The sequence below is a fragment of the Zobellia alginiliquefaciens genome (assembly GCF_029323795.1).
Lineage (GTDB): Bacteria > Bacteroidota > Bacteroidia > Flavobacteriales > Flavobacteriaceae > Zobellia > Zobellia alginiliquefaciens.
Genome location: NZ_CP119758.1, coordinates 3,411,715 through 3,438,206, shown reverse-complemented (window position 1 = coordinate 3,438,206; position 26,492 = coordinate 3,411,715). Strand labels below are relative to the sequence as shown.

30 protein-coding genes are annotated in these 26,492 nt (G+C 37.7%); 18 read left to right on the top strand and 12 right to left on the bottom strand.

All coding sequences use genetic code 11. The annotated features are described in order from the left end of the window. Window positions 1–9: 9 nt before the first annotated feature. Window positions 10–1,908, bottom strand: coding sequence for a 1,4-alpha-glucan branching protein GlgB (glgB, locus tag P0077_RS14445; RefSeq protein ID WP_276165919.1), 1,899 nt, complete (start codon window positions 1,906–1,908; stop codon window positions 10–12). A 188-nt stretch (window positions 1,909–2,096) separates the two neighbouring features. Between glgB and P0077_RS14440 the strand changes: the two genes are divergently transcribed. From P0077_RS14440 to P0077_RS14420, 5 genes are all read left to right on the top strand, one after another. Beyond that, entirely contained in the window at window positions 2,097–2,663 is a 567-nt protein-coding gene (locus tag P0077_RS14440) for a collagen-like triple helix repeat-containing protein (protein WP_276165918.1), read from the top strand. 166 nt (window positions 2,664–2,829) lie between these two features. Further along, complete coding sequence (msrB, locus tag P0077_RS14435; protein WP_276165917.1) at window positions 2,830–3,327, top strand: peptide-methionine (R)-S-oxide reductase MsrB; 498 nt, start codon at window positions 2,830–2,832, stop codon at window positions 3,325–3,327. A gap of 51 nt (window positions 3,328–3,378) precedes the next feature. Then, window positions 3,379–3,906: a DUF1572 family protein gene (locus tag P0077_RS14430; RefSeq protein ID WP_276165916.1), complete on the top strand. Its 528-nt coding sequence runs from the start codon at window positions 3,379–3,381 to the stop codon at window positions 3,904–3,906. Between the two features lie 165 nt (window positions 3,907–4,071). Further along, window positions 4,072–5,463: a dihydrolipoyl dehydrogenase gene (lpdA, locus tag P0077_RS14425; RefSeq protein ID WP_276165915.1), complete on the top strand. Its 1,392-nt coding sequence runs from the start codon at window positions 4,072–4,074 to the stop codon at window positions 5,461–5,463. A 108-nt stretch (window positions 5,464–5,571) separates the two neighbouring features. Continuing rightward, window positions 5,572–5,862, top strand: a complete 291-nt coding sequence (locus P0077_RS14420) for a DUF3817 domain-containing protein (protein WP_276165914.1) — start codon at window positions 5,572–5,574, stop codon at window positions 5,860–5,862. Between the two features lie 17 nt (window positions 5,863–5,879). Here P0077_RS14420 and P0077_RS14415 read toward each other — a convergent pair whose 3' ends face one another. The 3 genes from P0077_RS14415 to P0077_RS14405 form a co-directional block, all read right to left on the bottom strand. Beyond that, a complete protein-coding gene (locus P0077_RS14415) occupies window positions 5,880–6,398 on the bottom strand; it encodes an outer membrane beta-barrel protein (RefSeq protein WP_276165913.1) in 519 nt (172 codons plus the stop codon). A 171-nt stretch (window positions 6,399–6,569) separates the two neighbouring features. Continuing rightward, complete coding sequence (aroQ, locus tag P0077_RS14410; RefSeq protein WP_276165912.1) at window positions 6,570–6,986, bottom strand: type II 3-dehydroquinate dehydratase; 417 nt, start codon at window positions 6,984–6,986, stop codon at window positions 6,570–6,572. A 95-nt stretch (window positions 6,987–7,081) separates the two neighbouring features. Beyond that, a complete protein-coding gene (locus P0077_RS14405) occupies window positions 7,082–7,669 on the bottom strand; it encodes a porin family protein (protein ID WP_276165911.1) in 588 nt (195 codons plus the stop codon). Window positions 7,670–7,908: 239 nt separating this feature from the next. Here P0077_RS14405 and xerD point away from each other — a divergent pair, with 239 nt between their 5' ends. Further along, window positions 7,909–8,805, top strand: coding sequence for a site-specific tyrosine recombinase XerD (gene xerD, locus P0077_RS14400; RefSeq protein ID WP_276165910.1), 897 nt, complete (start codon window positions 7,909–7,911; stop codon window positions 8,803–8,805). Between the two features lie 6 nt (window positions 8,806–8,811). On the opposite strand, the gene P0077_RS14395 is transcribed toward xerD, so the two are convergent. From P0077_RS14395 to P0077_RS14385, 3 genes are all read right to left on the bottom strand, one after another. Then, window positions 8,812–8,949: a hypothetical protein gene (locus tag P0077_RS14395; protein WP_276165909.1), complete on the bottom strand. Its 138-nt coding sequence runs from the start codon at window positions 8,947–8,949 to the stop codon at window positions 8,812–8,814. Window positions 8,950–8,976: 27 nt separating this feature from the next. Then, window positions 8,977–9,315, bottom strand: coding sequence for a hypothetical protein (locus P0077_RS14390; protein WP_276165908.1), 339 nt, complete (start codon window positions 9,313–9,315; stop codon window positions 8,977–8,979). A 178-nt stretch (window positions 9,316–9,493) separates the two neighbouring features. Beyond that, window positions 9,494–10,003 carry a hypothetical protein gene (locus tag P0077_RS14385; protein ID WP_276165907.1) on the bottom strand — a complete coding sequence of 170 codons (510 nt, stop codon included), beginning with the start codon at window positions 10,001–10,003 and terminating at the stop codon, window positions 9,494–9,496. 220 nt (window positions 10,004–10,223) lie between these two features. Between P0077_RS14385 and P0077_RS14380 the strand changes: the two genes are divergently transcribed. Next, entirely contained in the window at window positions 10,224–11,918 is a 1,695-nt protein-coding gene (locus tag P0077_RS14380; RefSeq protein WP_276165906.1) for a glycoside hydrolase family 13 protein, read from the top strand. Here P0077_RS14380 and P0077_RS14375 read toward each other — a convergent pair. Next, window positions 11,903–13,225, bottom strand: coding sequence for an NAD(P)/FAD-dependent oxidoreductase (locus tag P0077_RS14375; protein ID WP_276165905.1), 1,323 nt, complete (start codon window positions 13,223–13,225; stop codon window positions 11,903–11,905). The two genes, P0077_RS14380 and P0077_RS14375, sit on opposite strands and share 16 nt — an antisense overlap. Window positions 13,226–13,543: 318 nt before the next feature. Between P0077_RS14375 and P0077_RS14370 the strand changes: the two genes are divergently transcribed. Together P0077_RS14370 and P0077_RS14365 are read left to right on the top strand one after the other, a co-directional pair. Continuing rightward, on the top strand, window positions 13,544–14,038 hold the full coding sequence (locus P0077_RS14370; protein WP_276165904.1) for an RNA polymerase sigma factor: 495 nt from the start codon (window positions 13,544–13,546) through the stop codon (window positions 14,036–14,038). Between the two features lie 9 nt (window positions 14,039–14,047). Next, window positions 14,048–14,698: a DUF8845 family protein gene (locus tag P0077_RS14365; protein ID WP_276165903.1), complete on the top strand. Its 651-nt coding sequence runs from the start codon at window positions 14,048–14,050 to the stop codon at window positions 14,696–14,698. Here the strand turns inward: P0077_RS14365 and P0077_RS14360 are convergent. Together P0077_RS14360 and P0077_RS14355 are read right to left on the bottom strand one after the other, a co-directional pair. Further along, a complete protein-coding gene (locus P0077_RS14360; protein ID WP_276165902.1) occupies window positions 14,695–15,510 on the bottom strand; it encodes a lysophospholipid acyltransferase family protein in 816 nt (271 codons plus the stop codon). The genes P0077_RS14365 and P0077_RS14360 overlap by 4 nt on opposite strands. 25 nt (window positions 15,511–15,535) lie before the next feature. Further along, on the bottom strand, window positions 15,536–16,180 hold the full coding sequence (locus P0077_RS14355; protein WP_276165901.1) for an NUDIX hydrolase: 645 nt from the start codon (window positions 16,178–16,180) through the stop codon (window positions 15,536–15,538). Here P0077_RS14355 and P0077_RS14350 point away from each other — a divergent pair. Next, window positions 16,179–16,895 carry a peptidylprolyl isomerase gene (locus tag P0077_RS14350; RefSeq protein WP_276165900.1) on the top strand — a complete coding sequence of 239 codons (717 nt, stop codon included), beginning with the start codon at window positions 16,179–16,181 and terminating at the stop codon, window positions 16,893–16,895. The genes P0077_RS14355 and P0077_RS14350 overlap by 2 nt on opposite strands. Window positions 16,896–16,908: 13 nt before the next feature. Here the strand turns inward: P0077_RS14350 and P0077_RS14345 are convergent, their stop codons facing one another. Both P0077_RS14345 and P0077_RS14340 read right to left on the bottom strand, forming a co-directional pair. Next, on the bottom strand, window positions 16,909–17,526 hold the full coding sequence (locus P0077_RS14345) for a trimeric intracellular cation channel family protein (protein ID WP_276165899.1): 618 nt from the start codon (window positions 17,524–17,526) through the stop codon (window positions 16,909–16,911). A 61-nt stretch (window positions 17,527–17,587) separates the two neighbouring features. Beyond that, window positions 17,588–18,304 carry an RDD family protein gene (locus P0077_RS14340; RefSeq protein WP_276165898.1) on the bottom strand — a complete coding sequence of 239 codons (717 nt, stop codon included), beginning with the start codon at window positions 18,302–18,304 and terminating at the stop codon, window positions 17,588–17,590. A gap of 32 nt (window positions 18,305–18,336) precedes the next feature. Here P0077_RS14340 and P0077_RS14335 point away from each other — a divergent pair, with 32 nt between their 5' ends. The 8 genes from P0077_RS14335 (at window position 18,337) to P0077_RS14300 (ending at window position 26,418) form a co-directional block, all read left to right on the top strand. Further along, window positions 18,337–19,296 (top strand): stage II sporulation protein M, encoded by a 960-nt coding sequence (locus P0077_RS14335; protein WP_276165897.1) that lies wholly within the window; start codon window positions 18,337–18,339, stop codon window positions 19,294–19,296. Then, the gene (locus tag P0077_RS14330) at window positions 19,293–20,165 is read left to right on the top strand and encodes a hypothetical protein (protein WP_276165896.1); all 873 of its coding nucleotides are present in this window, start codon (window positions 19,293–19,295) and stop codon (window positions 20,163–20,165) included. Before P0077_RS14335 ends, P0077_RS14330 begins: the two co-directional genes overlap by 4 nt. Window positions 20,166–20,167: 2 nt before the next feature. After that, window positions 20,168–20,908, top strand: a complete 741-nt coding sequence (locus tag P0077_RS14325; RefSeq protein ID WP_276165895.1) for a DUF4129 domain-containing protein — start codon at window positions 20,168–20,170, stop codon at window positions 20,906–20,908. Then, window positions 20,901–22,124 (top strand): DUF4350 domain-containing protein, encoded by a 1,224-nt coding sequence (locus P0077_RS14320; RefSeq protein ID WP_276165894.1) that lies wholly within the window; start codon window positions 20,901–20,903, stop codon window positions 22,122–22,124. The genes P0077_RS14325 and P0077_RS14320 overlap by 8 nt, the downstream gene beginning before the upstream one ends. After that, window positions 22,114–23,112, top strand: coding sequence for an AAA family ATPase (locus tag P0077_RS14315; protein WP_276165893.1), 999 nt, complete (start codon window positions 22,114–22,116; stop codon window positions 23,110–23,112). The genes P0077_RS14320 and P0077_RS14315 overlap by 11 nt, the downstream gene beginning before the upstream one ends. A 2-nt stretch (window positions 23,113–23,114) precedes the next feature. After that, window positions 23,115–24,446 (top strand): DUF58 domain-containing protein, encoded by a 1,332-nt coding sequence (locus P0077_RS14310; RefSeq protein ID WP_276165892.1) that lies wholly within the window; start codon window positions 23,115–23,117, stop codon window positions 24,444–24,446. 281 nt (window positions 24,447–24,727) lie between these two features. After that, window positions 24,728–25,261: a hypothetical protein gene (locus P0077_RS14305; protein WP_276165891.1), complete on the top strand. Its 534-nt coding sequence runs from the start codon at window positions 24,728–24,730 to the stop codon at window positions 25,259–25,261. Between the two features lie 137 nt (window positions 25,262–25,398). Then, window positions 25,399–26,418, top strand: coding sequence for a DUF3500 domain-containing protein (locus tag P0077_RS14300; RefSeq protein WP_276165890.1), 1,020 nt, complete (start codon window positions 25,399–25,401; stop codon window positions 26,416–26,418). Window positions 26,419–26,492: the final 74 nt, after the last annotated feature.

The following is a 26,492-nucleotide window of genomic DNA, read 5'->3' as shown; positions in this document are numbered from 1 at the left end:
ATGGCCTACCTACTGAAAAATGACAATACTTAAAGGCGGAATCGTCAATTCTACCGATTGTTCGCGGCCATGCCAAGCGTTTTTCTTGATACTAGAAATTTTTGGATCCATACCGGCTCCTCCATATTTTTTATCATCGCTATTTAAGATGATTTTAATCTTACCAGAGGTCTTTGGAATACCTATTTTATATTTTTCCCTGGGAACCGGCGTAAAGTTACAGGCAATGAATATATCATCTTCCGTATCATGACCTCTTCTTATATAAGTCAAGACAGAGTTTTCATGGTCTCCATAATCTATCCACTGAAAACCATCCGGGCTAAACTGCTTCTGATATAAAGCCGGGAAACCTTTGTAGATAGCGTTCAAATCTTTTATAAGCTCTTGCACACCGCTATGCACTTCGTACTGCGTAAGATGCCAATCTAAACTTTTCTGAAAATTCCATTCACTGGTCTGTCCAAATTCGCCTCCCATAAAAATAAGGTTGGTACCGGGGTGCGTAAACATATAACCGAACATCAAACGCAAGTTTGCAAAACGCTGCCATTCATCGCCCGGCATGCGGTACACTAAGGATTGCTTGCCGTAGACCACCTCATCATGTGAGAAAGGCAACATAAAGTTTTCCGTAAAGGCATACGTGGCGCTAAAAGTAAGATCGTTCTGATGGTGCCTTCTATAAATTGCTTCTTTTTTAAAGTACTCTAAAGTATCATGCATCCAACCCATCATCCACTTCATACCAAAACCTAGCCCTCCATACATTACTGGTTTGGAAACCCCGGAAAAAGCAGTAGATTCTTCCGCAATGGTCTGTACATCCGGAAAGCTACCGTAAACCGCTTCATTAAACTCCCTTATAAAAGATAAAGCTTCAAGGTTTTCGTTATTGCCGTACATGTTGGGCTCCCACTCCCCATCTTCCCTAGAATAATCTAGGTAAAGCATTGAGGCCACAGCATCAACACGCAAGGCATCTGCATGAAACTGATCTAACCAGAATATGGCATTACTGATTAAAAAGGCACGGACTTCGTTTCTTCCGTAGTTAAAAATTAAGCTCTTCCAATCTGGGTGATATCCTCTTCTTCTATCTGGATGTTCATATAAATGAGACCCATCAAAAAAGCCAAGACCGTGTGCATCCTCAGGAAAATGAGAAGGAACCCAATCCAATATTACTCCTATTTCAGCTTGGTGCAATGCATCTACCAATAATTTAAAGCCTTCAGGATCACCAAACCTAGATGTTGGTGCAAAATATCCCGTAAGTTGATAACCCCATGATGGATCGTATGGAAATTCCATAATAGGCATGAATTCCACATGTGTAAAGCCCATTTCCCTAACATAAGCCACCAAGTCTTGAGCGAGTTGTTCATAGGTCAAAAAGTTTCCATCCTTATCTCTTTTCCAAGAACCTAAATGTACTTCGTAAACTGAGAAAGGTGCATCCAAAGCATTTTTCGCTTTCCGTGTTTCCATCCATTTTTTATCCTCCCACTTATAATCTTCCTTCCAAATAATAGAAGCGGTCCTTGGGGGCTGCTCGCAATATCTTGCAAATGGATCTGCCTTTTCGGTTACGGCACCATGGTTATTTGAATATATTTTATACTTATAAATCTCACCAACTCCAACTTCTGGAACAAAGCCTTCCCAAATACCACTGCCATCCCATCTAACATTTAGCAGGTGTTGGCTATCGTTCCAATCATTAAAATTACCAATTACGGATACCGCCCTTGCGGATGGTGCCCAAACTGCAAAATAGGTACCCTTTACCCCATTCAATTCCATTGGGTGAGAACCTAACTTTTCATATAATCTAAAATGTTTTCCTGATTTGAAAAGGTCAATATCAAAATCCGAGAAAAGACTAAAAACAGTTACTTGTGGCATAGTGTTCGATTAGTTAGGTGATGCTGACAAATCTAAGGAACTTTACAAAAAAGCTTACCTATTTGTTAATTAAGTTTTAATCAGCATTTCAATGTTACAAATAAAAGATACGAATAATTGAAAAATGGAACGCTTTTTGAAAAAAGAATCTTAAATATGTTAAGAAATTCAATTTTAAAATAAATATTATGAAGAGAACGCTTCTTTTACTCGGTACAGCTTTTACACTTTTTTTTATATCATGCGAAGGACCCACAGGACCTCCGGGATTTGACGGTGAACCTGGCCAGGATGGCTTAGATGGCATACAGGGTCAAGTATTTGAAGTAGATGATGTAGACTTCACTTATATACCAGAAGATAATTTGTACGAAAGCATTTTGGTCTTTGAAGATTTTACAAGTTTTGAGGTATTGCCCAACGATGCCGTATTAGTATACCAGTATGATAGAACAGTAGAATTTCAGGACGGTAGCCAAGATGATGTTTGGAATCTGATACCGCAAGCTTTCTTTACAAACAACGGAACCATTCAATATACTCCGGGGCACACTACAAAAGATGTAGAAATCCTTATTTCTGGCAACTATGACCTATCAAATTTAGAAACCCAATTTACACAAGGCCAGCTTTTCAGGTTCGTTATAGTGCCCGGTCAAGCTGCAACTGCCAAAATAGACAAAAGCAGCATTTCTGCGGTAATGAGCAGCATGGGGCTTACGGAGGCAGATGTTCAAAAAATATCACGGAAATAATTCACCCCCCGAGGTACAAAACAAACACCCTACTCATTTTTGAGCGGGGTGTTCGTTTTTACGGCCAAATCAAAACTATTCTTAAAAAACACCGTAAATACAGTTAAATTTGAAAGGAAGCCACTTCTCTTTCGTCTAATAAAGAACTGAAAAACTAAAAAAAGCTATGTACAAAAATATACTTATTGTCATTGGATTTGCCCTTGTAGGCTGCCAAGGAAATTCTCAGAAAAAGGAAATAGCACAGGAAACAACCGAGAAAAAAGAATCTAACTTTAGTGTTGTAAAAACCGAAGCCGAATGGCAAAAGGAGCTTACCCCTGAAGAGTTTTATGTACTTCGTAAAGCGGCTACGGAAAACCCTTTTACATCTGACCTGTTGGACAACAAAAAAGAAGGCACCTATGTCTGTGCTGCTTGTGGTACAGAACTTTTTAAAAGTAATACCAAATTTAAGTCCGGTACGGGATGGCCAAGTTTCTATGAAGAAATAAAGGGAAATGTAGCCTACGATGTTGATTATAAAATTGGCTACAAAAGAACCGAGGAACACTGCGCTACTTGCGGAGGACATTTAGGTCATGTTTTTGAAGATGGCCCTGAGCCTACAGGACTAAGACATTGCATTAACGGAGTGGCATTAGATTTTGTGCCTGCCGAATAGTGCAACTACTTGGGTATTTCAATAATTTTATATTCAAAATCATTCACGAAAATGGAATACCCCAAAGAGTTTATAAAAAGTGTCCTTTTTGAATTTAGTCGCTACAAAACCATGGGCGAGCAAACTTTTGTTCAGCTCAACGAAAGTGATATACACTGGAAACTGAACGAAAGCGACAATTCTATTGCCTTAATTGTTAAACACATGTCCGGCAATATGCTCAGCCGTTGGACCAACTTCTTAACCGAGGACGGAGAGAAACCGTGGCGCAATCGCGAAAACGAATTTGAGCAACCATACCGGACCAAAGAAGAAATGCTAGCTGCTTGGGAAACCGGTTGGCAGTGTTTGTTCAACGCATTGAATTCGGTATCTCCAAAGAATTTCAACACAGTACTAAAAATAAGAAACGAAGACCACACTATAGTCCAAGCTGTACACAGACAGTTGGCACACTATAGCAGCCATGTAGGGCAAATTGTACTGCTGGGAAAGATGATCAAAGCAGAAAAATGGAAACCCCTTTCTATTCCAAAGGGCGAGTCCGAACGTTTTAACAAAGACCATTTTAATAGGTAAGGTGTTACGAATACCACAAAAAGTTAGTTTTAAGCAACACTCAACCTGTTCTTTTTGGCTTTAGACTTTAAATTTGGTATTGATCTTTCCGTTTGGTTTTGTACTTTTGCACCTGCTTAGCTACGGCGGGCTTCATAATTTTACAACAGCTAAAAAATAAAAAATATGAGCAATTTCGATGTTATTGTTTTGGGTAGCGGGCCCGGAGGATATGTTACCGCTATTAGAGCCTCACAATTGGGCTTTAAAACGGCCATAATCGAGAAAGAAAGTTTAGGCGGTGTATGTTTAAATTGGGGGTGTATACCTACCAAGGCACTTTTGAAATCGGCTCAGGTTTTTGAATATCTGAAGCATGCTGGAGACTATGGTCTTTCCGCAGAAAATGTAGACAAGGATTTTGATGCCGTAGTTAAGAGAAGCCGTGGCGTTGCCGATGGTATGAGCAAAGGGGTTCAGTTTTTAATGAAGAAGAACAAAATTGAAGTTATCAAAGGTTTTGGCACATTAAAACCGGGCAAAAAGATTTCCGTTAAAGACGCCGAAGGCAAAGAAACAGAATACAGTGCAAACCATATTGTTATTGCCACCGGAGCTCGTAGCCGTGAATTACCTAGTTTACCGCAAGACGGTAAAAAAATTATTGGGTACCGTGAGGCTATGTCTTTAAAGGAACAACCAAAGAAAATGGTTGTGGTAGGTAGTGGTGCTATTGGTATTGAATTCGCACATTTTTATAACGCTATGGGTACGGAAGTAACCGTAGTAGAGTATTTACCCAGCATTGTACCGGTAGAGGACGAAGATATCTCCAAACAACTAGAGCGCAGCTTAAAGAAAGCGGGTATAGAAATCAAAACTTCTGCAGAGGTTACTTCTGTTGATACTTCTGGAGAAGGCGTTAAAGCAACTGTAAAAACTGCTAAAGGCGAAGAAATTCTAGAAGCGGATATTGTACTTTCTGCCGTTGGTATCAAAACCAACATTGAAAACATAGGTTTAGAGGACGTTGGTATCTCTACGGACAGAGATAAAATTTTGGTAAACAACTACTACCAGACCAATATACCGGGATACTACGCTATTGGTGATGTAACTCCAGGTCAGGCGCTAGCACACGTTGCTTCTGCCGAAGGTATTCTATGTGTTGAAAAAATAGCGGATATGCATGTTGAGCCGTTAGATTACGGAAACATACCAGGATGTACGTACTGTACACCTGAGATTGCATCTGTTGGTCTTACCGAAAAACAAGCCAAAGAAAAAGGATTGGATATCAAAGTAGGTAAATTTCCTTTCTCCGCAAGTGGTAAAGCTAAAGCTGCTGGTACTCCAGATGGTTTTGTTAAGGTTATTTTTGATGCTAAATATGGCGAGTGGTTAGGTTGCCATATGATCGGGGCCGGTGTTACGGATATGATTGCCGAAGCCGTTGTTGCTAGAAAACTAGAAACTACAGGTCATGAAATCCTAAAAGCGGTTCACCCTCACCCCACCATGAGTGAAGCTGTTATGGAAGCTGTAGCGGCTGCTTATGACGAAGTGATACACTTGTAACCAATTTAAATTAGATTAAATTATACATGGGCCTATAAGATTGTTCTCAAAACACATCTCTTAGGCCCATTCTTTATCTCAGAACGAATACATTAAAATCCATTCCGTATGCTAAGTCTTTTTCGGGTTACTGCAATTTTAGAAGGTATTTCTTATTTGGCCCTATTTGCCGTTACTATGCCGTTAAAATATTTGGCAGATTTACCCATGCCCAATAAGTATGTTGGGTACGCGCATGGCGTGCTCTTTATTGCTTATATTATTTTAGCAATTGTTCTGTGGATGGAGCAAAAATGGAGTATCAAAAAAGCGTTCTTTATACTCATTGCATCTCTTTTGCCTTTTGCTACTTTTTATGTAGAAAAGAAATATTTAACAGAAGACGCTACTCCAGCTTAGAGCCCAGTTCAACCAAACTATCTAAAATGTCTTGCCGACAAAAAGGTGTAGACATATCCCATTGTAATTGTAGACCATGTGCTATCATTTATGGTGATACCAGTGTACGAGAAGTTAAGTTCGGATTGCGGACCTACCTGAAATCCAACTTGTGGTCTGTAATATAACCCACCATCATTTCCTTCATTCAATCCAAAAGCATTCCCAATATCGCCTCCAATGGAAAATGTTTTTGCAGGCCATAATCTAATTGAAGCTGCAAGTGGCAAAAACTGAACACTAGGATAATCAACAGTGATATTCTGAGCCGTAAAAGTTTCGGCAAAACCGTGAACGATTCCTGCCTTTATACCCAGGTCAAAAACTTTGTTCGGGGCCCACATATAGCCTACATCAGCACCAATAACGACACTAACATAATCATTATACTCTCCAAGAGGCATACCGGCATGCGCGCCAATTTTAAAGCCCTCTTGGGCAAACATTGAAATACACGAAAACGTAAGGGTCAGAAATAAACAAAAAGATTTGGTCATGGCAATTTAAGATTTGGTTTGTGCTTGGTTTTTTTGGTAAAACTAAAGGCTAAACGAAATTCATTACCTTTTTGTTGTAGCTACAAATCAAAAATCGGTGTGTGACAGGAGAGCAAGCTCTCTTAGAAACCATGTTTATAAAAGAAATATCTACCTATATCAGTATTGTGCCTACTTCAAAAAACTCTGAATTGCCAAATCATAACTCTGAAGACCAAAACCTAGAATCACACCTCTTGCCACAGGAGAAATATAAGACACATGCCTAAATTCTTCACGTTTATGTGTGTTTGAAATATGCACTTCAATGACCGGTGTTGTCACTGCCTTTATAGCATCACCAATACCCACTGAAGTATGGGTGTAGGCCGCAGCATTTAAAATGATGCCGTCATACGAAAAACCTACTTCCTGTATTTTATCTATAAGTTCACCTTCTATGTTAGACTGATAATATTCCAGTTGAACTTCTTTAAACTTAAACTGCAAATCTGCAAAGTAGTCTTCAAAAGTTTTGTTCCCGTATACTTCGGGCTCACGCTTTCCTAATAGATTTAGATTAGGACCATTGATGATGATTAATTTCATATTTCAAAAATAAACTTTTTACGGTGATATTAGATACTCCCTACAAAAAACGACCACTCTAGGCGGCCGTTTAATTCTATATTTTGTTTCTATACTTACAAGAAGTACACCGCACCTACAGATACAGCTCCATTTCTCGCGTTTGTTATATCCAGAACCTTGGAAAGGCCAACGCCTATTCTTAGTTGAAAATAAAAATTTTCGTCCATACGGTAACCACCTCCCAGATTAAGGCCTATATCAATTGACTTTGTATCTTGAAATTGCAAGTCTTCTTCCCAGTTATCCGCTAAAAGGAATCCTATTTGAGGCCCTAGCTCTACAGCAAACTCTTCCGTTATGTGATATTTCCCCATAACAGGCAATTGAATATAGGCCAAATTCACATTAGACGGTCCTAAATCCGCACCTTGCAATGCAAATAATAATTCTGGCTGTACATAAAAATCATCCATAACGGGTATTTCTGCAATACCTCCAAAATAAGCGCCCACTTTGGCAGAAACACCATCAAAATCGTTTCCAAGCCAAGTGGTAAAATTAAGCCCTGCTTTACCTCCAAAAGAAATATCTCCAATGTTAAATCCGCTAGAGGGACCGGTGCCTTGAATCACAGTTTGTGCAACGTTGCTTTGAACTCCAAAAAAAACCAGCGCTATAAAAGCGCAAAACTTAATTTTCATAATTACAGTTGTTTTTACGTACCCAGTTTTTAATTGCTACCACTCCCTGTTTTATAGTTCACATGGGGTTTAAGGAGTAGGAAACATCAAATAAAACTAGACTTGGTTTATAGTTATATCAAAATCAAAGATAGAAAACTTTACTTAGCGTCAGTTCTTTAGCTACAATTTCACCCATTATTTTTGTCATCCCATTATAATTGAATTGCCACAACCCTAGCAATGGTTAACTTTACACTATGAATTGGAACAACGCGCTTCAAGACTACGGGCATTATCTTAAAATAGAACGAGGACTATCGGACAATTCTATTAAAAATTATAGTTGGGACATTACGAAGCTCATCGACTTTTTAAAAAACAATTCATTAAAAGACACCCCGGTACAAATACAAAAAGAAACCCTTCAGCAATTTATTTATGAAGTGGCAAAGACCATGAACCCACGGTCTCAAGCGCGCATAATATCTGGCTTAAAAAGTTTTTTCAATTACCTGGTATTCGAAGATTACAGAGAGGACAATCCTATGGACCTCATAGAATCCCCTAAAATAGGACGAAAACTACCGGACACTTTATCTGAAGAGGAGATAAACGCCCTAATTGGCGCTATAGATCTCTCAAAACCCGAAGGTGAACGTAACCGAGCCATGTTAGAAACACTTTATGGATGTGGACTTCGGGTTTCAGAACTAGTCGGCTTAAAAATTTCTGATTTATTTTTTGAAGAAGATTTTATAAAAGTAACCGGTAAAGGAGACAAACAGCGGTTTGTTCCCATAAGTGAGGTAAATAAAAAATACATTACCATTTACCGCAATGAAATACGGGTGCACCAAGATATTAAAAAAGGTTTTGAAGATATACTTTTTCTAAACCGCAGAGGCCGTCAATTGACCCGCGCCATGATTTTTACGATTATAAAAAGGCTTGCGGTAGAAATTAACTTAAAAAAGAGTATTAGTCCGCATACTTTTAGACACTCATTTGCAACACATTTATTACAAAATGGGGCAGACCTAAGAGCTATTCAACAAATGCTGGGCCATGAAAGTATTACAACTACCGAAGTTTATGTTCATGTAGACCGCACACACCTTACAGAGGTTATGAACAAGTTTCACCCAAGAAAATAGTAGGTTTTAGAATTTTATTTTGCTCTTTACAGAAAGTAGACTTGGCATTCCATAAGTGCCTATGTTGGATTGATTGAAATTCAAGTCGTGATTAACCTCCATCATAACATTTTTGTTAAGGTCATAACCAACGCCGTTGGTCATAATATAACGTGGCTTGGCCGCATCAAATCAATGTTTATCCAATTCTCGCTCCATTGCAACCCCGTTCACGAAGTATAACTTATCACTAACATATTTTTTTAGTTTAAGTTCTACACGTTGCACATCAAACGTTCTATAGGTATCATAAAAATTCTGGAGTTCTACCGCAAATTTTTCATCCAACTTATAGCCCAATGTAAATTCTGAATGCATTTCATTATCCATAAAAACAGGATAAGAAAAGGCCTCTATTGAAAGTTTGGAAGTTTCAACTTGTGGTTCAAACGCACTTGACTTTTGAGGGTTTTGAGCCCTTCCTACAATCATACAGAGAAAAATAAATAGGATTCTAACCAGTGTAATCATAGCTTGGTTTTACTTCCCTAAATATAAGAATAGTCAATGACCCTAAGGTCTGATTCTGAAAAGTTTAACCTTTTGAAAAGAAAAATAAATGATTACAAAAAAGCCGATTAACCTAATTGAGAATATCAATTTTTTTAAAATAATAAGTAAAAGTAAACAAGGGTTTAACACTGCTCGTCTAAAACTTAAATTTGCTTAGAACACTAAACATACTAGATTTTCCCGGAGCCTTATTTTCGTTTTTATTGATGTTCAGATCATACCTTGCTTCCATCATCGTATTTGTTTTTACTTCGTAACCCACACCATTTGTTAACATAAATTGGGGTTTGGGCGCTTCTTGACCATGTTTATCTAATGATTTCTCAATAGCTACCCCGCTAAATAAGTACAGCTTGTTATTTAGGTAATATTTCAGCTCCAATTCTGCACGGTGTAAATCATGAGTCCTATAAGTATTATAATAATTTTGAAGTTCCATCATAAAATTATCATCAAACTGGTAACCTATGGTAGCTTGTGTATGCATTTCATTATCCATAAAAACAGGATAAGCAAAACCGTTTGTATAGAATTTAGAGCTTTTAGCTAATTGGTATTGCCCCAGGTTGAGATCAAGAACCGGATTTTGAGCTTTTCCTATAGCCGCACAAAGAAGAAAAAATATGATTCGTACCAGCGTAATCATAGTTATGATTTGTTTTGATAAATATAAGCATCACTCAAAATTATGTAGTCCGTTTCTTATAAATTTAACCTTTTAATTAAACATCAAATTGCAATTCTTAGCTCACAAAACTAGTGATCAAAGAAATTTATGAACCGAAAACGTTGTAGTTCCAGCGCATATACTTTAACGCCGTTTTCTTTCATTTACTAATTCTATCTTTAAAGCTAAATAGTTGAATATGAGCAATAGTTCTGAGCGAAAATGGTGGAAAGAAGGTGTTGTCTACCAGATATATCCAAGAAGTTTTCAAGACACTACAGGTAATGGAGTGGGCGATTTACAAGGAATAATCAAAAGACTGGACTACATACAAAGTCTGGGGGTAGACATTATTTGGCTTAACCCTGTTTATACCTCTCCAAATGACGATAACGGATACGATATTTCCAACTACAGAGATATCATGGCCGAGTTTGGCTCCATGGCAGATATAGATGAGCTTATGGCAGAAATGAAGAAAAGGAACCTTCGTTTGGTAATGGACCTTGTGGTAAATCATAGTAGTGATGAGCACCAATGGTTTGTAGAGTCCAGAAAATCCAGGGATAATCCATATCGTGATTATTACCACTGGTGGCCCGCGGAAAAAGGCACACCACCAAAACGGTTTAGCTATTTTGATGTGGATAGCAATGCATGGAAATATGATAAGCCTACAGACGCCTACTACCTGCACTACTACTCTGGCAAGCAGCCTGACCTAAAATGGGAAAACCCTAAAGTGCGACAAGAGGTATATGACCTTATGACCTTTTGGTTCGATAAAGGTATAGACGGCTTTCGTATGGACGTTATTTCTTCCATATCCAAAGACATTGACTATCCTGAACTTCCTAAGCGCTATAAAGGGGATTTCATTACCTATTACGCAGAAGGCCCGAATTTGCATGATTATTTACGAGAAATGAATAGAAAAGTTCTTAGTAAATATGATGTAATGACCGTGGGTGAAGCTCCCGGCGTTCATAAAGAGCAAGCATTGGATTTTGTTGATGAAGACCGGAACGAACTAAATATGTTCTTTCATTTTGACCTTATGGGATTGGACAGAGAGCCGGGTGAAACATTTAAAATGAGCCAAGAACCTTGGAAACTGACTGAATTTAAAAAAATATTCTCTGATTGGGATGATACTTTTTCAAAAAAAGGGTGGGGAAGCCTGTACCTAAACAATCACGATTTTCCAAGGAGTGTAAGCCGCTGGGGCAACGATTCTAAGGCGCACTGGAAAAACTCGGCAACTTTATTGCAAACCTTTTTACTTTCCATGCGCGGTACCCCCTACTTTCTTTATGGTGAAGAAATTGGCATGACCAATATAAAGTTCGACAGTATTACAGATTACCAAGATATCAATACCCTAACACGCTATAAAAGCATCAAAAAAGCAGGAGGCGATTTAGAAGCTTTTATAAATGATGAAAAAAAAGCCGGAAGGGACAATGCCAGAACTCCAATGCAATGGAACACGGATATTAATTCAGGCTTTTCAGAAGAAAAACCATGGCTTAAAGTAAACGAAAATTTTAAGGAAGGAATTAACGTTGCCGAACAGGAAACGGAAACGGATTCCGTTCTCAACTACTTTAGAAAAATGGTACAAGTTCGTAAAGACTCCCTAGGACTAGTATATGGTTCATACCGTCTGCTATTAAAGGACAACGAGAAGGTTTATGCCTATTTACGTACATGGGAAGAAGAACGATTTTTAGTGCTGCTAAACTTCTCCACGGAATTAAGTTTGGTAGACCTGGATGAAGTGCAATTTAATCAAGCACAACTAGTAATTTCAAATGACAATGCCGCTAGTCACAAAACAGACCACAGTTTTGAACTTAACCCATATCAAGCAGCTATCTATAAAGTCTTCTGATTTTTAAACAAGGAATAATCGCGTTGGTAGGGACGTATGATCAATCGTGCTTCCCTATCAAAACGCACATAATTATACACCCAGTTTACGAATACCACTACCCTATTTCTAAATCCTATTAAAAAGAAAAGGTGCACGAACATCCAAACGAACCAGGCAAAGACCCCTTGAAATCTATACTTTTTTAAATCTACCACTGCCTTATTCCTACCTACTGTGGCCATGGTTCCCTTATCCTTATACACAAAAGGCTCCAGAGGCTCATTACGCACCAATCGCAATAAATTATCTCCTAGATTTCGCCCTTGTTGAATAGCAGGTTGCGCCATCATTGGATGACCACGAGGTGTATCTTCGGTCTGTATGCAGGCAATATCGCCAATAGCAAAAATAGCCTCTTGACCCTCAACTTGATTGAATTCATTTACCTTTAGTCGGTTACCCGGAACCAAAAACTCCTCGGCATCCAAGCCACCAATAGGTACGCCTTTTACACCAGCGGCCCAAACAAGGGTAGCTGCTTCAAAAACAAGGTCTGTCTTGGTACCTGCCGTTTTGCCATCATAGCTAACAACCCTAGTGTTTTTCCAAATATTGACGCCAAGGCCTTCAAGAAAATCTTCGGCTTTTTTAGATGCGTTATCACTCATTCCCTTTAAGATCTGATTCCCGGACTGGATCAAATTTATTTGCGCCCTACGCGTATCTAAATCTGGATAATCTTTAGGAAGTATTCCCTTTTTAATTTCAGCTAAGGCACCTGCTAACTCAACACCCGTAGGCCCTCCTCCCACAATCACAAAATTCATTAAAGCATCCCGCTCATGAAGGTCATCCGTTAATAACGCTTGTTCAAAATTTTCAAGAATAAGGCTTCTAAGGTTCAAGGATTGTGGTATACTTTTCATAGCCATACCATTGGCCTCTATCTCTGTATTACCAAAAAAATTGGTGGTTGAACCTGCCGCTATTACCAAATAATCATATCCTAGTTTACCAATGTTAGTGGTAACCGTTTTTGATTGCGGCTCTACGTTTTGCACTTCCGCCAAGCGAAAGAAAAAATTACTGTAATCCTGTAATATCTTTCTAATAGGGTATGCGATAGAATCCGGCTCAAGGCCACCTGTAGAGACCTGATACAATAATGGTTGAAACGTGTGATAATTATTCTTGTCCAGAAGCACAACTTGTACTTCTTTCTTACTTAATTTTTTTGCTAAGGCTACCCCTCCAAATCCTCCACCAACAATTACAATTCTTGGTAGGCTAGATTTAGGTAAGTTAAGTGCATCTGTATCTGACATGGACTAAAAAATATGGGCAAAATTAAACATTCGTAGCGTACCCCAACCGATAAACTATAGGTTTTATTATATTTAAACCATTCAAAATGTAAGAAAATTCTATGGTTCGTTAATTTTACTGGCATATTGAACAGGAGGCAATCATTAAACAAAAAGCAACACCGGACAATTCTTCTATTTAAAAAAATACAATCCTCTATAAATCAATAAAATCAGAATATCTCAACTCATAACTTTATAAGATTCTTCACTCAAATTAAATATGTCTGTAACAATTAATCCTTTTAGGCTACTTATAGTCTAACAACTACCAACTGCGTGAACAAAGAACTGGAACATCAATTTGTGACGGAACTTGAGAACAACCAAAACATTGTTCACAAGGTCTGTACCCTATACACTAATGATAGAGATTCTCACAATGACCTGTTTCAAGAAATTACGATTCAGCTCTGGAAAGCTTACCCTAAATTCAGAGGGGAATCCAAATTTAGTACATGGATGTACCGCGTGGCTTTGAACACAGCTATTACGCTGTACAGAAAGTCTAAACGACGGGTTCAGACGCAGGATTATGAATCGGTAATTTTTAAAATAAAAGCCGACGAATATGATGCTACGCAAGAAGAGCAATTGAAGCTCATGTACAAAGCCGTAAAGCAATTGGGCGATATAGATAAAGCCCTAGTTTTCTTATACCTAGAAGACAAGGATTACAGAGAAATAAGTGAAACTCTAGGTATTACCGAAGTAAATGCGCGTGTGAAGATGAACAGGATCAAAACAAAATTAAGAACCATATTGAATCCTTAAGGAGCTGAGATGATGGACGAACTGGAACTTTTAAAGAAAGATTGGCAAAAGAAGGGAGATCAACTTCCTAAATTGACCTATACGGATATACACAAAATGACTTGGAAAAAATCTTCTTCCATAGTCAAATGGATATTGATCATCAGTATCCTAGAAATTGTACTACCCAACCTTTTATATTTAATACCGTCCTTTAGAAAAAGTATGAGCATCTACGAAAACACCATTGTAGACCAATACTTTTTAGGTATGACCATTATTTACTACCTGGTAGTATTTTACTTTGTATATCTATTTTACAAGCGATATAAAGAAATTTCCGTGCTGGATAGCGCTAAGAGCTTAATGCGCAAAATTATTAGAACCAGAAGAACTGTTAAGTACTATGTTATATTTTCATTATCCACCATTCTAGTATTCATAGCCATTGTTATTATAGGTATTTACCTAAATGATAGTTTTATGGATAATTTTACGGAAATGGCCGGTGATGGTGAAAGTGTTTCGCCAGAAAAGTTAAAAACTACATTAATGGTATCTATGGCTATTTTAGGCGTATTAATGATCGCCTTCTTTGGCGGCATCTACTTCCTGCTCTATGGTTTGCTACTACGCAAACTAAAGAAAAACTATAAGGAACTAAAGAAATTAGAGGTTTAGATTTTATGTCTGTTACGATATCTACGCAGTTCATTCTCCTCTTCGTAGGCTTGTAGGTCCTCTTTAGAAATTACCTTTAAGAAAGATGGGTGCTGCTCAATTGCATACTCTAGCTTTTCAATAATGGACTCAAAGGATTCGTTCTCATAATCTATGTCCAACGGTTCTTTGATTACTATAGATTGAAGGATACCCTTTTTCTTGATACGAAGTCCTTTCTTATCAAAAGAACGTCTAAAACCATCAATAACTACCGGAACTACAACCGGTTTATATTTTTTAATAATGTGTGCGGTACCCTTTCGTAAAGGTTTCCACGGCATAGTGGTTCCTTGGGGGAAGGTAATTACCCAACCGTCATTTACAGCTTTCCCTATACTTGAAATATCGCTCATTTTAACCTGACGCTTCACATCTTTTCCTTCGGCACGCCACGTCCGCTCCACGCTTACCGAGCCTGCATATGCGAATATTTTGGTTAAAAGACTCTTTTTCATGGTCTCCGCGGCAGCAACATAGTACATGTTCAACTTAGGGTTCCAGATATAACCTACATTCTTAATGTTATTATCCCTCCCTTTAAGACTTGCATTGAATACATGAAACATGGCAACCACATCTGCAAAATAGGTTTGGTGATTACTAACAAAAAGCACCTTCTTATCCGGCAGTGATCGGATAACGTCCGATCCTTCTATTTCTAGACTATTAAACCGTTTGTACCTAGAGTGCGTAACTATCCCGATAAGGCGGATCAACCACTTTTTTAGAAACAAGATATGCCCGAAAGGATTTTCTTTAAATAAGCTCATAGGCGGTAAAAATACAAATTTACCCCTATAAAACCTGTTGTAACAAACTCTTGATTTCACTTAGCATCATTCCTGTAGCTCCCCAAACCGTATAACCATTTAGTTTAAAGGCAGGTACAGGAACGTTCGAAGCATATGAAGTAGTCATTTCTTCTATAAAAATATTGCTGTCATCCATAAAATCTATTAACGGAACCTCTACCAACTCCTCTACTTCAGTCTCTTGAAGTAAAAAAGGTTTTGGATTTGTATAAAGCCCCATAAAGGGATGAACATTAAAATTACTGGGAGGAATATAAATTTCGGTGAGTGATTTTATAACTTCTATTTCTTTAGGCTTAACCCCCACTTCTTCATAAGTCTCACGAAGGGCAGTAGCCATCATATTGGCATCCTCAACCTCAACCTGCCCACCTGGAAAACCTATTTGATTGGAATGAACGTCTTTGGGGTGGCTCTTTCGTAAAATGAGCAAAAGCTTGGTAAGGTTAGCCGTATCAGGATAAAAAAGAGCCATTACAGCTGCTTTTTTTGTTATTTGAGGCTTTTCTCGTGCCGTTTGAAGCTCCTCCAATCTAAACTGGGGTGCCATTTTTAAATGCGAAGCCTCACCTGGTAAAGGCAGATTCTTTATTTTTGGTATCCGAATAGAGAAATCATCAAAATTCATGGCAATCAGAAATTCTTTTTTAGTAACAATATTACCACTTATTTTTCTTGCTGCTTGTGGCGAAAGTCCTAAAGAAAAGCAAAAACCTTCTGTTCAAGAGGAAAAAAAGAAGGACTCCGTCCAGATAGATTCCGCAAAAATAAAGGAAGAGGAAAAAGAAGAGTTTGTACTGACGGAAGAGAATGCCATTGATTTTTTCTATGAATATCAAAAAGACTTAAAAGTTGACAAAGTAAAAATCACCACACGATTTGGAAGTTTCACGGTTCTGCTTTTTGACAATGTACCTTACCACAAAGCCAATTTTATCTATTTAACACGCAAGGGGTATTTTAATGATACACAGTTTCACCGTGTGGTAAAGAATTTCATAATTCAGGGCGGTAATTCAGATGATAGAAAAACGGGTAAAAAACGAAGTGAAATAGGAAGGTACCTACTTCCTCCGGACACCCGTAAAGGCCATAAACATCACAGAGGGGTAATATCTATGCCCAGTAGTGAAATTGACAATCCGCATATGCTTGCATCACCTTACGAGTTTTTTATTGTGGTGACCAAACCAGGATCCTATCATCTAGACGGTGAATTTACTCCCTTTGGTAAAGTAATTGAAGGTATGGATGTAGTGGATAAAATAAATAGTGTAAAAATAGGAGAAGGTGATTGGCCATTACAGAATATCTACATTCAAAAAGCAGAAGTCATAGAATAAAAAAACGAGTTATTCAACTATCTGTTTTCCCGTAAATATTGGGCAAAGCTAAGCCCAATTTCACCGCCAACAAACGAGTAATTATAATGATTAGTATGGCCGCAATGTATGCATAGGCTCCATCTATGGGTAAGAGTACCAATACAAAATAACTGATACCACCTAAAATACAGGCTGTAGCATAAATTTCTTTGGTTCTAAAAATCACTGGAATCTCATTACATAACATATCCCTTATAACACCTCCAAAACAAGCCGTAATAGTCCCCAGGGCAATACACATTACCGGTAATAAATCTACCGTCAATCCTTTTTCTATTCCCAACATCGTAAAAAGGCCAATACCAATGGTATCGAACAAAAACAATGTTCTCCTTAAGTGCTTTAAATGTCTTGCAAAAATCACAGAAAAGACAACAGCACCGGCAATTACGGTAATATAAATGGGCTCACGCATCCAAAGTACGGGCGTGTTGCCTATAAGCATATCTCGCAGCGTTCCACCACCCACTGCAGTAACGAATGATATAATAAATATACCGAACAGATCCAGTTTTTTATCCATCGCCACCAAAACTCCAGAAATAGCAAATGCTATGGTACCCAGAATATCAATTAAGAAGTAAAACATATGGTGAGATGTATTTTTGTTTTCTCGCTACCTACAAGGCTTCCCAAAAAGGAAAATATTCTTAAAGCTGCTGGGTATAGTAACTATAATCCTTGATAACCCTATCAACAAAATCCACAGGTATCATTTCTGTGGCTATGCCAGTAACTTTTTTAATTTGATCGCTCAAAGATACAATTACATTGTGATTTCCGTTACGTTTTGCCGCATCATAAAATTCTTTTATGGTCTGCATCTCGCGATCTTTAAAAATAGTGACTTGTGGAAATTGTGGTTTGTAATCTTCGGGCAAATCACGCAGCAAGGTATCTTTGAGAGAAATTCGTTTTTTTTCACTGATCACGGTCGTTCCTGCAGCTATATCACCTACTCTTTGCCCATTACCTCTTATCAAAATTGTTAGTACGGCAACGCCTCCTGTTGTGAGAACAACATCTATAATTCGTAAAATCCATCGTACAAAATAACTAGAGAAACCAGGTTTAGAACCATCTAGTTTCACCACCCGTATTTTCATTACGGTCTTACCCACGGTTTGCCCATCCATAAAGGTTTCCAAAAGCACGTAGTACAGGAAGGCCGGCAAACTAATGAGCATATAGAGTGCCCACATATCCCCAAAATCAATATCCAAAGAAAGCAGCGCCATAATCATGAGTATGGTGTAGGCCAGAATGATAAAGCTATCTATTATATAAGCAAGCATACGATCTCCCAGATGGGCCGTACGCTGATTTATGGTTATATTTTGGGCTGTTTCTATTTGAAATTGTTCCATAGTTTCGTTTCTTTGGTATAAACCAAACGTTAATGCGCGAAGCCGCCTTTGTAAAGCAAAATAAAGACAAATGGGCTACTTTTGAAAATGCCCTGACCAACAAAACGGCTTTGACCCCTGATAAATTGTCCGATCTCTATATTGAAATTACGGACCATTTAAGCTACGCCAAAACCTTTTACGCGGGCAGCAATACAGAGTTCTACCTAAACACCTTGGCCTCACAGGCACACCAAAAAATATACAAGACCAAGCGGGAACCTAAAAACCGCATTCTAGAATTCTGGAAAACGGAATTTCCTACAATGTTCTTTCACCACCAACGCGAACTTTTAATTGCCTTTTTGGTCTTCTTCTTTTTTAGCTTAGTAGGTGCATTTTCATCTGCTAACGAAGGTACGTTTGTTCGTTCTATTTTAGGCGATGGCTATGTAAATATGACCTTAGAGAATATTGAAAAAGGAGACCCAATGGCTGTTTATAAGCAAATGGGAGAATTCAATATGTTCTTGGGTATTACCATTAATAATATTCGGGTGGCATTAATGGCTTTCGCTTATGGTATTTTATTGGGAATAGGAACCTTATTTGTAATGATGCAAAACGGAATTATGCTCGGCAGTTTCCAATATTTCTTCTACGAAAAAGGGTTACTTTGGGAATCCGTTCGTACCATTTGGATACATGGTACCATAGAAATATCCGTTATTATTATTGCGGGCTGTGCAGGGCTTGTTCTTGCCAATGGCATTTTATTTCCCGGTACGTACACACGACTGGAATCTTTTAAAAGAGGGGTGCAAAACGGATTAAAAATTATGATGAGCACCGTTCCTTTCTTTATCATTGCCGGTTTTTTGGAGGGCTTCGTAACCCGCCATACAGAAATGCCCGATGCATTGGCAATCCTGATAATTACTGGCTCTTTGGCACTAATTTTATTTTATTACGTTATATATCCTAATCGACTTAATAAAAAACCTACTGCATGAAACAATATATTGAGTTTAAGAAACAACGGGAGATGAGTCAGATTCTATCTGATACCTTTGGCTTTTTACGCAATGAGTTTAAATCGTTTTTTGGCGTGTTTTTTAAGATCATTGCCCCTTATTTAGTGGTAATGCTCATAAGTTATGGATTCTACATGTTTCAGGTAGGCGATTTAATGAGCCTTAGTTTAGGAGGCTCTGAATCAATTATTAACGGTATGGCCATTTTTATGATTGCCCTCATCTTTATTATAGCCACGGTAACTACCTACGTTTTGGCACAGGCTACTACCCTTTTCTACATTAAATCGTACATTAAAAATAACGGCGCCATTGATTTTTCTGAAATCAAGCAAAATGTATACGGCTCTTTCTGGAAATTTATAGGACTAGGCTTTTTATTTGTCATTTGTGTGGGTGCGGGTTTGATATTTTGCATTATACCTGGCGTTTATCTTTATGTACCTCTTGTACTATCTTTTAGTATTTTAGCTTTCGACGAAAAAAGCATTACAGATGCTTTTAGTGATAGTTTTACTTTAGTCAAGGAGTATTGGTGGATCACCTTTGCCTCTCTATTTGTAGTGTTTATAATTGTCATGGTAGCTGGGTCTGCATTTGCCCTTCCCGGCACTATATATTCCTTTGCAAAAACGAGTATTCTCCCTGGAGAAATGGATGCAGAAAATTTTAATTTTGCAGACCCCGTCTCCATTATTCTAGGAATAATTAGCAAGCTTGCCCAATTTCTATTACATCTTATCTCTATTGTTGCAAGTGTTCTGATTTACTTTGATTTGAACGAGAAAAAAAACTTTACGGGTACTTTTGAGCGCATAAAAAATCTTGGAGGAGATACTGAAGAATAAATATGCGGAAACTGCATTTTCTTTTACTACTTATTTTATGTTGTGTTGGAGGTACTTCTGCCCAACAAGATTCTTTGAGAATTGCTTATGACACGGTTCCCCTTCAGGTGAAAACCATTAGTGAAAAAGAACTAAGTAAGTTTTATGAAGATGCCGCCTTTCAATATGAAGCTTCAGAGACCGACCCTACCTGGTGGGACGATTTTAAGAGTTTGCTCGCCAATATAATGCTCCGTATTTTTGAAGGTATTTTTGGGGTTGATGAAGCTTCAGGTATTCTTGCTCTGGTGATTCGTATTTTTCCCTATGTTCTATTGGGAATATTGATTTATATTCTCATTCGGTTTTTTCTGAACATCAACTCTACTTCACTAAAACAAGCTAAAGCCAATGCAGCTTTGGTTTCGCTATCGGAGGAAGAACAGATTATTAAGAACGAAAATATTCATGACCTAATTGAACAGGCCCTTGCCCAAAAGGACTATCGCTTAGCCGTACGTTATTCGTATTTGCATGTACTGAAATTAATGAGCGAGAAGGAATTGATTACTTGGGAACCGCAAAAAACCAATGACGATTATTTGCAAGAGATTTCAAAAACTAACCTCCAAAAACCATTTACAGCAATCACCCGTTTATACGACTTTACTTGGTATGGTGATTTTCACATTAGTGAAATAGATTACCAAAAGGCAAAAAGAACATTTCTATCCATAGAACAAACAATTGGCACTAATGGATAAAAAGGGACTCAAATACATAGTCATAGCCGTGGCAACCGTTGCTTTGTTAATGGTCATGCAGTACAACAGTCCTAAAGAAATAAACTGGACCAACTCCTATGTAGCCAAACACAAAATTCCTTATGGCACTTTTGTATTGAATGATGTAATGGAGCATCTTTTTGAGAATAAAATACAAGATGTACACATACCTCCTTTTGAATTTCTGCAAGCAAATGAAGATGTATCGGGAACATATTTTTTTGTCAACAATACTATCAATTTTGGTGAATCGGAATTATTTTCACTTTTAGATTGGGTAGATAAAGGGAACACCCTTTTCATCGCGTCTGAAAATTATGAAGAACAACTTTTGGACACTTTGAAGCTAAATACCGCTACTCTTTTCAGTGGATTGGAAAATATACGTTCACACAAACACAGACTTGTCAACCCTCAATTGGCGTCTAAAGATGGTTACTTTTTTAACAAAGAAGACCATGTCACCTACTTCCAAGATTTTAAAACGGATACTATGACCATCTTAGGGACGGTCACCAATATAGATAAGTCCAAAACCGAGGTAGAAACAGAACAAGTTAACAATGTAGTTAAAACTTCATTTGGTAAAGGAGAAATCATACTAAGCACTTTTCCAAAAGCCTTTACCAACTATTTTATTTTAAAGGACAACAACAAACAGTACACGGCAGGCCTCCTATCTTATCTGGATGACTCTCGTACGATTTACATGGACAACCATCATAAAAGCGGCAAAGCTGTTTATACCTCGCCCATGTACGTTTTTTTAAATACAAAAGAATTTAAATGGGCGTACTATTTAGCTCTGATAGGGGTAGTGATTTACGTGTTTTTTGAAGGAAAACGGAAGCAGCGTGCCATACCTATCATAATTCCGCTTAAGAATCAGACACTGGCGTTTACGCGGACTATTGCAGATATGTATTTTGAAAAGGGAGAGCGCAAACAAATTGCAGCACATAAAACTGCCCACTTTTTAGAATACATACGCTCCAATTTTTATTTGAACACATTTAATAAAGATGATGAGTTTTATGAAAATTTAGCCGCACGAAGTAACCATAGCAAAGAAGAAGTTAAAACACTTTTTTCGTTAATAGAACAACTGGAAGCAAAAGATATTTTGACCGATACGGAGCTACAAAAGCTCAATACGGCAATAGAAAAATTTAAAAAGAAATCACATGGAAAATAATGAGATTCAAAACGAAGATCTTAACTTCAATAACCGCATTCCGCTAGAAGATTTAAAGAATGCCGTTAGCGATATAAAAAGAGAGCTTTCTAAAGTTATAATCGGGCAGGAAAACTTTGTAGAACTGCTAATTGTTTCGTTGTTGGTTGACGGGCACGTACTCATTGAAGGGGTGCCCGGCATTGCTAAAACGGTTACGGCAAAGCTATTTGCCCAAACCCTAAAGACGGATTTTAACCGAATTCAGTTTACGCCAGACCTTATGCCCAGCGATATTTTAGGCACTTCTATTTTCAACGTAAAAACGTCTGAGTTCGAATATAAAAAAGGGCCTATTTTCTCTAATATTGTTCTAATTGATGAAATAAACAGGGCTCCTGCAAAAACTCAGGCCGCTATGTTCGAAACCATGGAAGAACGCCAAGTTACCATGGATGGTACTACTTATAAAATGAAAGCTCCATTTATGGTTTTGGCCACCCAGAACCCAATTGAACAAGAGGGCACTTACGCCCTGCCCGAAGCCCAGTTAGACCGGTTTCTATTCAAGATAAAGGTAGATTATCCTTCGGTAGAGGAAGAAATATTAATTATAAAAACGCATCACGAACGCAAAGGTGCCATAGTTAAAGAACTAATTAACGGCGTGCTAACCCCTGAACAATTAGTAAAGTATAAAGCCAATATTCAGGACGTGATAGTAGAAGAAAAGATAATAAAATATATTGCTGAGATTATCTCAAAAACAAGAAACCATCCGCATCTATATTTGGGAGGTTCACCAAGAGCTTCTATTGCCACCTTAAATGCGTCAAAAGCCTATGCAGCAATAAGCGGAAGAGATTTTGTAACCCCAGAAGACATTAAAAAAACACTTGTACCCATTCTTAACCACCGGGTAATTCTAACCCCGGAACGTGAGATGGAAGGCATGACCACAGAAAGTGTAATTCAAATGATAACAGAGTCGGTTGAAATACCGAGATAAGTATGCAGTTTCTAAAATCGTTCTACATACACAATGTTTTTTTTAGGTATACAGCTATACTTTCGGCCAGCTTTATCCTTAGCTACTGGATACCTGTACTCTACCCTATCGCTTGGCTTCTGAGTCTACTCTTAATTGCCCTGTTTTTGTTTGACACCTACCTTTTGTACGCAGCTAACAAAGGAATAATCGCTTCTAGAATTCTTCCTAAGAAATTATCTAATAGCGACCTTAATCCTATTCTAATAAAGTTTGAAAGCCATTACGCATTTATAACACAAGTATCGATTATAGATGAGCTTCCCGTTCAATTCCAAAAACGTGATTTTGAACACAAAGCCAGTTTATCAAAAGGAGATAAAAAAGAATTTAATTATACCGTTAGGCCGGTAGACCGCGGAGAATACGTTTTTGGAAATCTTATTGTTTTTGCTTCTTCGCCTTTAAAAATAGTAAAGCGAAAATTTGTTTTCCAAAAAGACCAGATGGTACCGGTTTATCCTAGTATCATCCAAATGCAGCAATATGACTTTCTAGCCATAAATAACCGACTTACAGAAGTTGGATTAAAAAAAATACGCAGGATTGGGCACACTCAAGAATTTGAGCAGATAAAGGAATACGTACAAGGGGACGACTTTAGAACCGTTAATTGGAAAGCAACGGCCAAACAGAACCATTTGATGGTCAATCAATACCAAGATGAACGCTCGCAACCCACTTATTCCATTATTGATACTGGGCGGGTAATGAAAATGCCTTTCAATGAGTTAAAATTGCTCGATTACGCAGTAAACTCTGCTTTGGCTTTTTCAAATGTTGCTTTAAAGCGAAATGATAAAACCGGAATGATTTCATTTTCAAAAAAAATAGAATCGTTCGTGCCTGCCGTTCAAAAAATCACGCATCTAAATACTATTTTAGAAAAGCTGTACACCATCAATACCGAGTTTACCGATGCCGATTTCGGGATGCTTTATGCCCATATTAAACGTAAGGTAAATCAGAGAAGTCTACTACTGCTCTACACTAATTTTGAGCATATTTCAGCTTTAAAGAGGCAGCTTCCGTTTTTGAGTGCTATTTCCAAAAAACATGTGCTTGTGGTTATCTTCTTTGAAAACACGGAACTAGAAGCTTTAATTTCTAAAGACGCCGAAGACTTACAAACCATTTACCACAAGACAATCGCCGAAAAATTTACTTTAGAAAAGCGCTTAATGCAAAAAGAATTGCAGAAGTATGGCATACAGACCATCCTGACGAAGCCAGAAAATCTCACTATGAACACAATCAACAAGTACCTAGAAATCAAAGCAAGAGGGCTTCTATAATCACAATAAACATTTATCACCCATAAAATTTAAAAAAGTTTTCAATAAGTTATCACCAATGATTTTGTTGATAACTTATAATTGGAGTATTAAGGTATTCGCAACCCTAAATATTCCGAGTCTTCATCGATAAAGTGTTGTTTTTATAACCTCAACTTATAGCTCAACAGTCGTTTAAGCGTTCAAAAATATCGTCATAATTCTGTAGATTGCAGTCCCCCAAGGTATGTAGAATACCGCCCCTTATTATCTAACAAACCAACCAAACCTGCTGAACAGAAATGAAAAGTACGTCTTCTTCAACTGCGAAATTGTCCACGTCTTTTTTTAAATTTCTTAAACCCAAAAAAAAGTTCAAATTTAGACTTGTAGACTTTAAGAACAAGGACTACAAAACAGATTTACTTTTAAGTCAGACCAAATGTAATTTAGAAATATTGCCAAAGGGGATAATGGTGGTTGGCAACTTTGATAATCATGAAAGTATCATTCCCGTTTTAAAAGATGAGATAGAATCTATTAACCTTGTTCGTGGCAAAGAAACTATAGATACTTTTTATTTGTCTCCCATGCATATTTTAATGAAGTTGGGCATGCCTAGCCGTATATCTCGTTTTGTCAAAGTCTTCCCTTCAGAGTATAAAATATCTGAAACGCAGATTATAATTAAATGTGAGAACTATCAATTAAAATTAATTACCAACGGCAGTAATTTTGAATCCATCCTGCGCAACTTTAAAAAATCTGGATATTCAGAAGAGCTAGACCTTCTGCGCAAACCTACTCTAAGTCACCTTAGCTATAGTGTTTATTAAATTTCCGAATCTTATATAACACCTCCTAGATACCATTTGCGCTAGTACTTAAATTTTAGGTCTAACCCCTCGTTAGAACTAATTTTAGTTAACTACATTTATGAATTGCCAGAACATTAGACCGCCAAACTTTTCTCATGAGACTAAAAAATATATTTTTCTCCATCATTAATTTCTTCATGTTGACAATGGGGCAAGCGCAAGAATTGCATGAATTGGCCCAAGATTTCCTAAGTACTTTGGACCATGAACTTCTAGAAAAAGCCCAATTTAAAATCAATGATGATGAACGTTATAATTTTAATTATGTGCCTATAGCCCGTAAAGGGCCCACTTTTAATGATTTTAACCCAATTCAAAAGGAGGCAGCAATCCATTTACTAAAAGCTTCATTAAGCGAAGAGGGATTTAAAAAAACATCGGAAATCATGGCGCTAGAAAACGTGCTGATGGTTTTAGGACAGAATAAAAAGAAAATGCCCGATGGTACTCCTATGCGAGATGCCTTAAACTACCATTTTACTATTTATGGAAAACCGGACAAAGATGAATTTTGGGGTTGGCGCTTTGAAGGTCATCATGTATCATTAAACTTTGTTGCTTCCAAAGAAACCATTCTATCCGGCACACCAACCTTTATGGGCTCCAATCCTGGCGTTGTGCCCAGCGGAAAGTCAAAAGGAAAACAAGTATTAAAAAAAGAGACCGAAATAGGTTTTGAACTACTCAATTCACTTTCAAAAGAACAATTATCCCAAGCCCTATTCACTGAGGAGGCCCCTTACGAAATATTCTCCCGAAATAACAAAACTGCCATCAATTTAGAACCCAAAGGAGTTCCATTTTCCGCCTTATCCCAAGAACAAAAAGTTATTTTTCAGAAACTACTAAACCTCTATTTAAATAACTACGAAGCTGAATTCTCAAAAATATTCAGAACCAAAATAGAGCATGCGGATATCAACAAGCTCTCCTTTGCTTGGGCAGGAAGCATAGAACCCGGAAAAGGCCATTATTACCACATCCAAGGACCCACACTTTTAATTGAGTATGATAATACTCAAGATAATGCCAACCACGTACATACTGTAGTACGTGATTTAACCAATGATTTTGGAGAAGATGTTTTGAAAAAACATTACGAGCACAGCCATTAAACCTTAATTAAACAGCATGAAAAATACAAAACCCGAAGTTTGGCTCCGCGGCCCTCTCCCTAACGTTCCTTTAC

Excerpts from the sequence above, each read along its gene's own strand:
- glgB (WP_276165919.1), bottom strand. The coding sequence starts at position 1,908 with ATGCCACAAGTAACTGTTTTTAGTCTTTTCTCGGATTTTGATATTGAC.
- P0077_RS14440 (WP_276165918.1), top strand. The coding sequence starts at position 2,097 with ATGAAGAGAACGCTTCTTTTACTCGGTACAGCTTTTACACTTTTTTTT.
- msrB (WP_276165917.1), top strand. The coding sequence starts at position 2,830 with ATGTACAAAAATATACTTATTGTCATTGGATTTGCCCTTGTAGGCTGC.
- P0077_RS14430 (WP_276165916.1), top strand. The coding sequence starts at position 3,379 with ATGGAATACCCCAAAGAGTTTATAAAAAGTGTCCTTTTTGAATTTAGT.
- lpdA (WP_276165915.1), top strand. The coding sequence starts at position 4,072 with ATGAGCAATTTCGATGTTATTGTTTTGGGTAGCGGGCCCGGAGGATAT.
- P0077_RS14420 (WP_276165914.1), top strand. The coding sequence starts at position 5,572 with ATGCTAAGTCTTTTTCGGGTTACTGCAATTTTAGAAGGTATTTCTTAT.
- P0077_RS14415 (WP_276165913.1), bottom strand. The coding sequence starts at position 6,398 with ATGACCAAATCTTTTTGTTTATTTCTGACCCTTACGTTTTCGTGTATT.
- aroQ (WP_276165912.1), bottom strand. The coding sequence starts at position 6,986 with ATGAAATTAATCATCATCAATGGTCCTAATCTAAATCTATTAGGAAAG.
- P0077_RS14405 (WP_276165911.1), bottom strand. The coding sequence starts at position 7,669 with ATGAAAATTAAGTTTTGCGCTTTTATAGCGCTGGTTTTTTTTGGAGTT.
- xerD (WP_276165910.1), top strand. The coding sequence starts at position 7,909 with ATGAATTGGAACAACGCGCTTCAAGACTACGGGCATTATCTTAAAATA.
- P0077_RS14395 (WP_276165909.1), bottom strand. The coding sequence starts at position 8,949 with ATGACCAACGGCGTTGGTTATGACCTTAACAAAAATGTTATGATGGAG.
- P0077_RS14390 (WP_276165908.1), bottom strand. The coding sequence starts at position 9,315 with ATGATTACACTGGTTAGAATCCTATTTATTTTTCTCTGTATGATTGTA.
- P0077_RS14385 (WP_276165907.1), bottom strand. The coding sequence starts at position 10,003 with ATGATTACGCTGGTACGAATCATATTTTTTCTTCTTTGTGCGGCTATA.
- P0077_RS14380 (WP_276165906.1), top strand. The coding sequence starts at position 10,224 with ATGAGCAATAGTTCTGAGCGAAAATGGTGGAAAGAAGGTGTTGTCTAC.
- P0077_RS14375 (WP_276165905.1), bottom strand. The coding sequence starts at position 13,225 with ATGTCAGATACAGATGCACTTAACTTACCTAAATCTAGCCTACCAAGA.
- P0077_RS14365 (WP_276165903.1), top strand. The coding sequence starts at position 14,048 with ATGATGGACGAACTGGAACTTTTAAAGAAAGATTGGCAAAAGAAGGGA.
- P0077_RS14360 (WP_276165902.1), bottom strand. The coding sequence starts at position 15,510 with ATGAGCTTATTTAAAGAAAATCCTTTCGGGCATATCTTGTTTCTAAAA.
- P0077_RS14350 (WP_276165900.1), top strand. The coding sequence starts at position 16,179 with ATGGCAATCAGAAATTCTTTTTTAGTAACAATATTACCACTTATTTTT.
- P0077_RS14355 (WP_276165901.1), bottom strand. The coding sequence starts at position 16,180 with ATGAATTTTGATGATTTCTCTATTCGGATACCAAAAATAAAGAATCTG.
- P0077_RS14345 (WP_276165899.1), bottom strand. The coding sequence starts at position 17,526 with ATGTTTTACTTCTTAATTGATATTCTGGGTACCATAGCATTTGCTATT.
- P0077_RS14340 (WP_276165898.1), bottom strand. The coding sequence starts at position 18,304 with ATGGAACAATTTCAAATAGAAACAGCCCAAAATATAACCATAAATCAG.
- P0077_RS14335 (WP_276165897.1), top strand. The coding sequence starts at position 18,337 with ATGCGCGAAGCCGCCTTTGTAAAGCAAAATAAAGACAAATGGGCTACT.
- P0077_RS14330 (WP_276165896.1), top strand. The coding sequence starts at position 19,293 with ATGAAACAATATATTGAGTTTAAGAAACAACGGGAGATGAGTCAGATT.
- P0077_RS14325 (WP_276165895.1), top strand. The coding sequence starts at position 20,168 with ATGCGGAAACTGCATTTTCTTTTACTACTTATTTTATGTTGTGTTGGA.
- P0077_RS14320 (WP_276165894.1), top strand. The coding sequence starts at position 20,901 with ATGGATAAAAAGGGACTCAAATACATAGTCATAGCCGTGGCAACCGTT.
- P0077_RS14315 (WP_276165893.1), top strand. The coding sequence starts at position 22,114 with ATGGAAAATAATGAGATTCAAAACGAAGATCTTAACTTCAATAACCGC.
- P0077_RS14310 (WP_276165892.1), top strand. The coding sequence starts at position 23,115 with ATGCAGTTTCTAAAATCGTTCTACATACACAATGTTTTTTTTAGGTAT.
- P0077_RS14305 (WP_276165891.1), top strand. The coding sequence starts at position 24,728 with ATGAAAAGTACGTCTTCTTCAACTGCGAAATTGTCCACGTCTTTTTTT.
- P0077_RS14300 (WP_276165890.1), top strand. The coding sequence starts at position 25,399 with ATGAGACTAAAAAATATATTTTTCTCCATCATTAATTTCTTCATGTTG.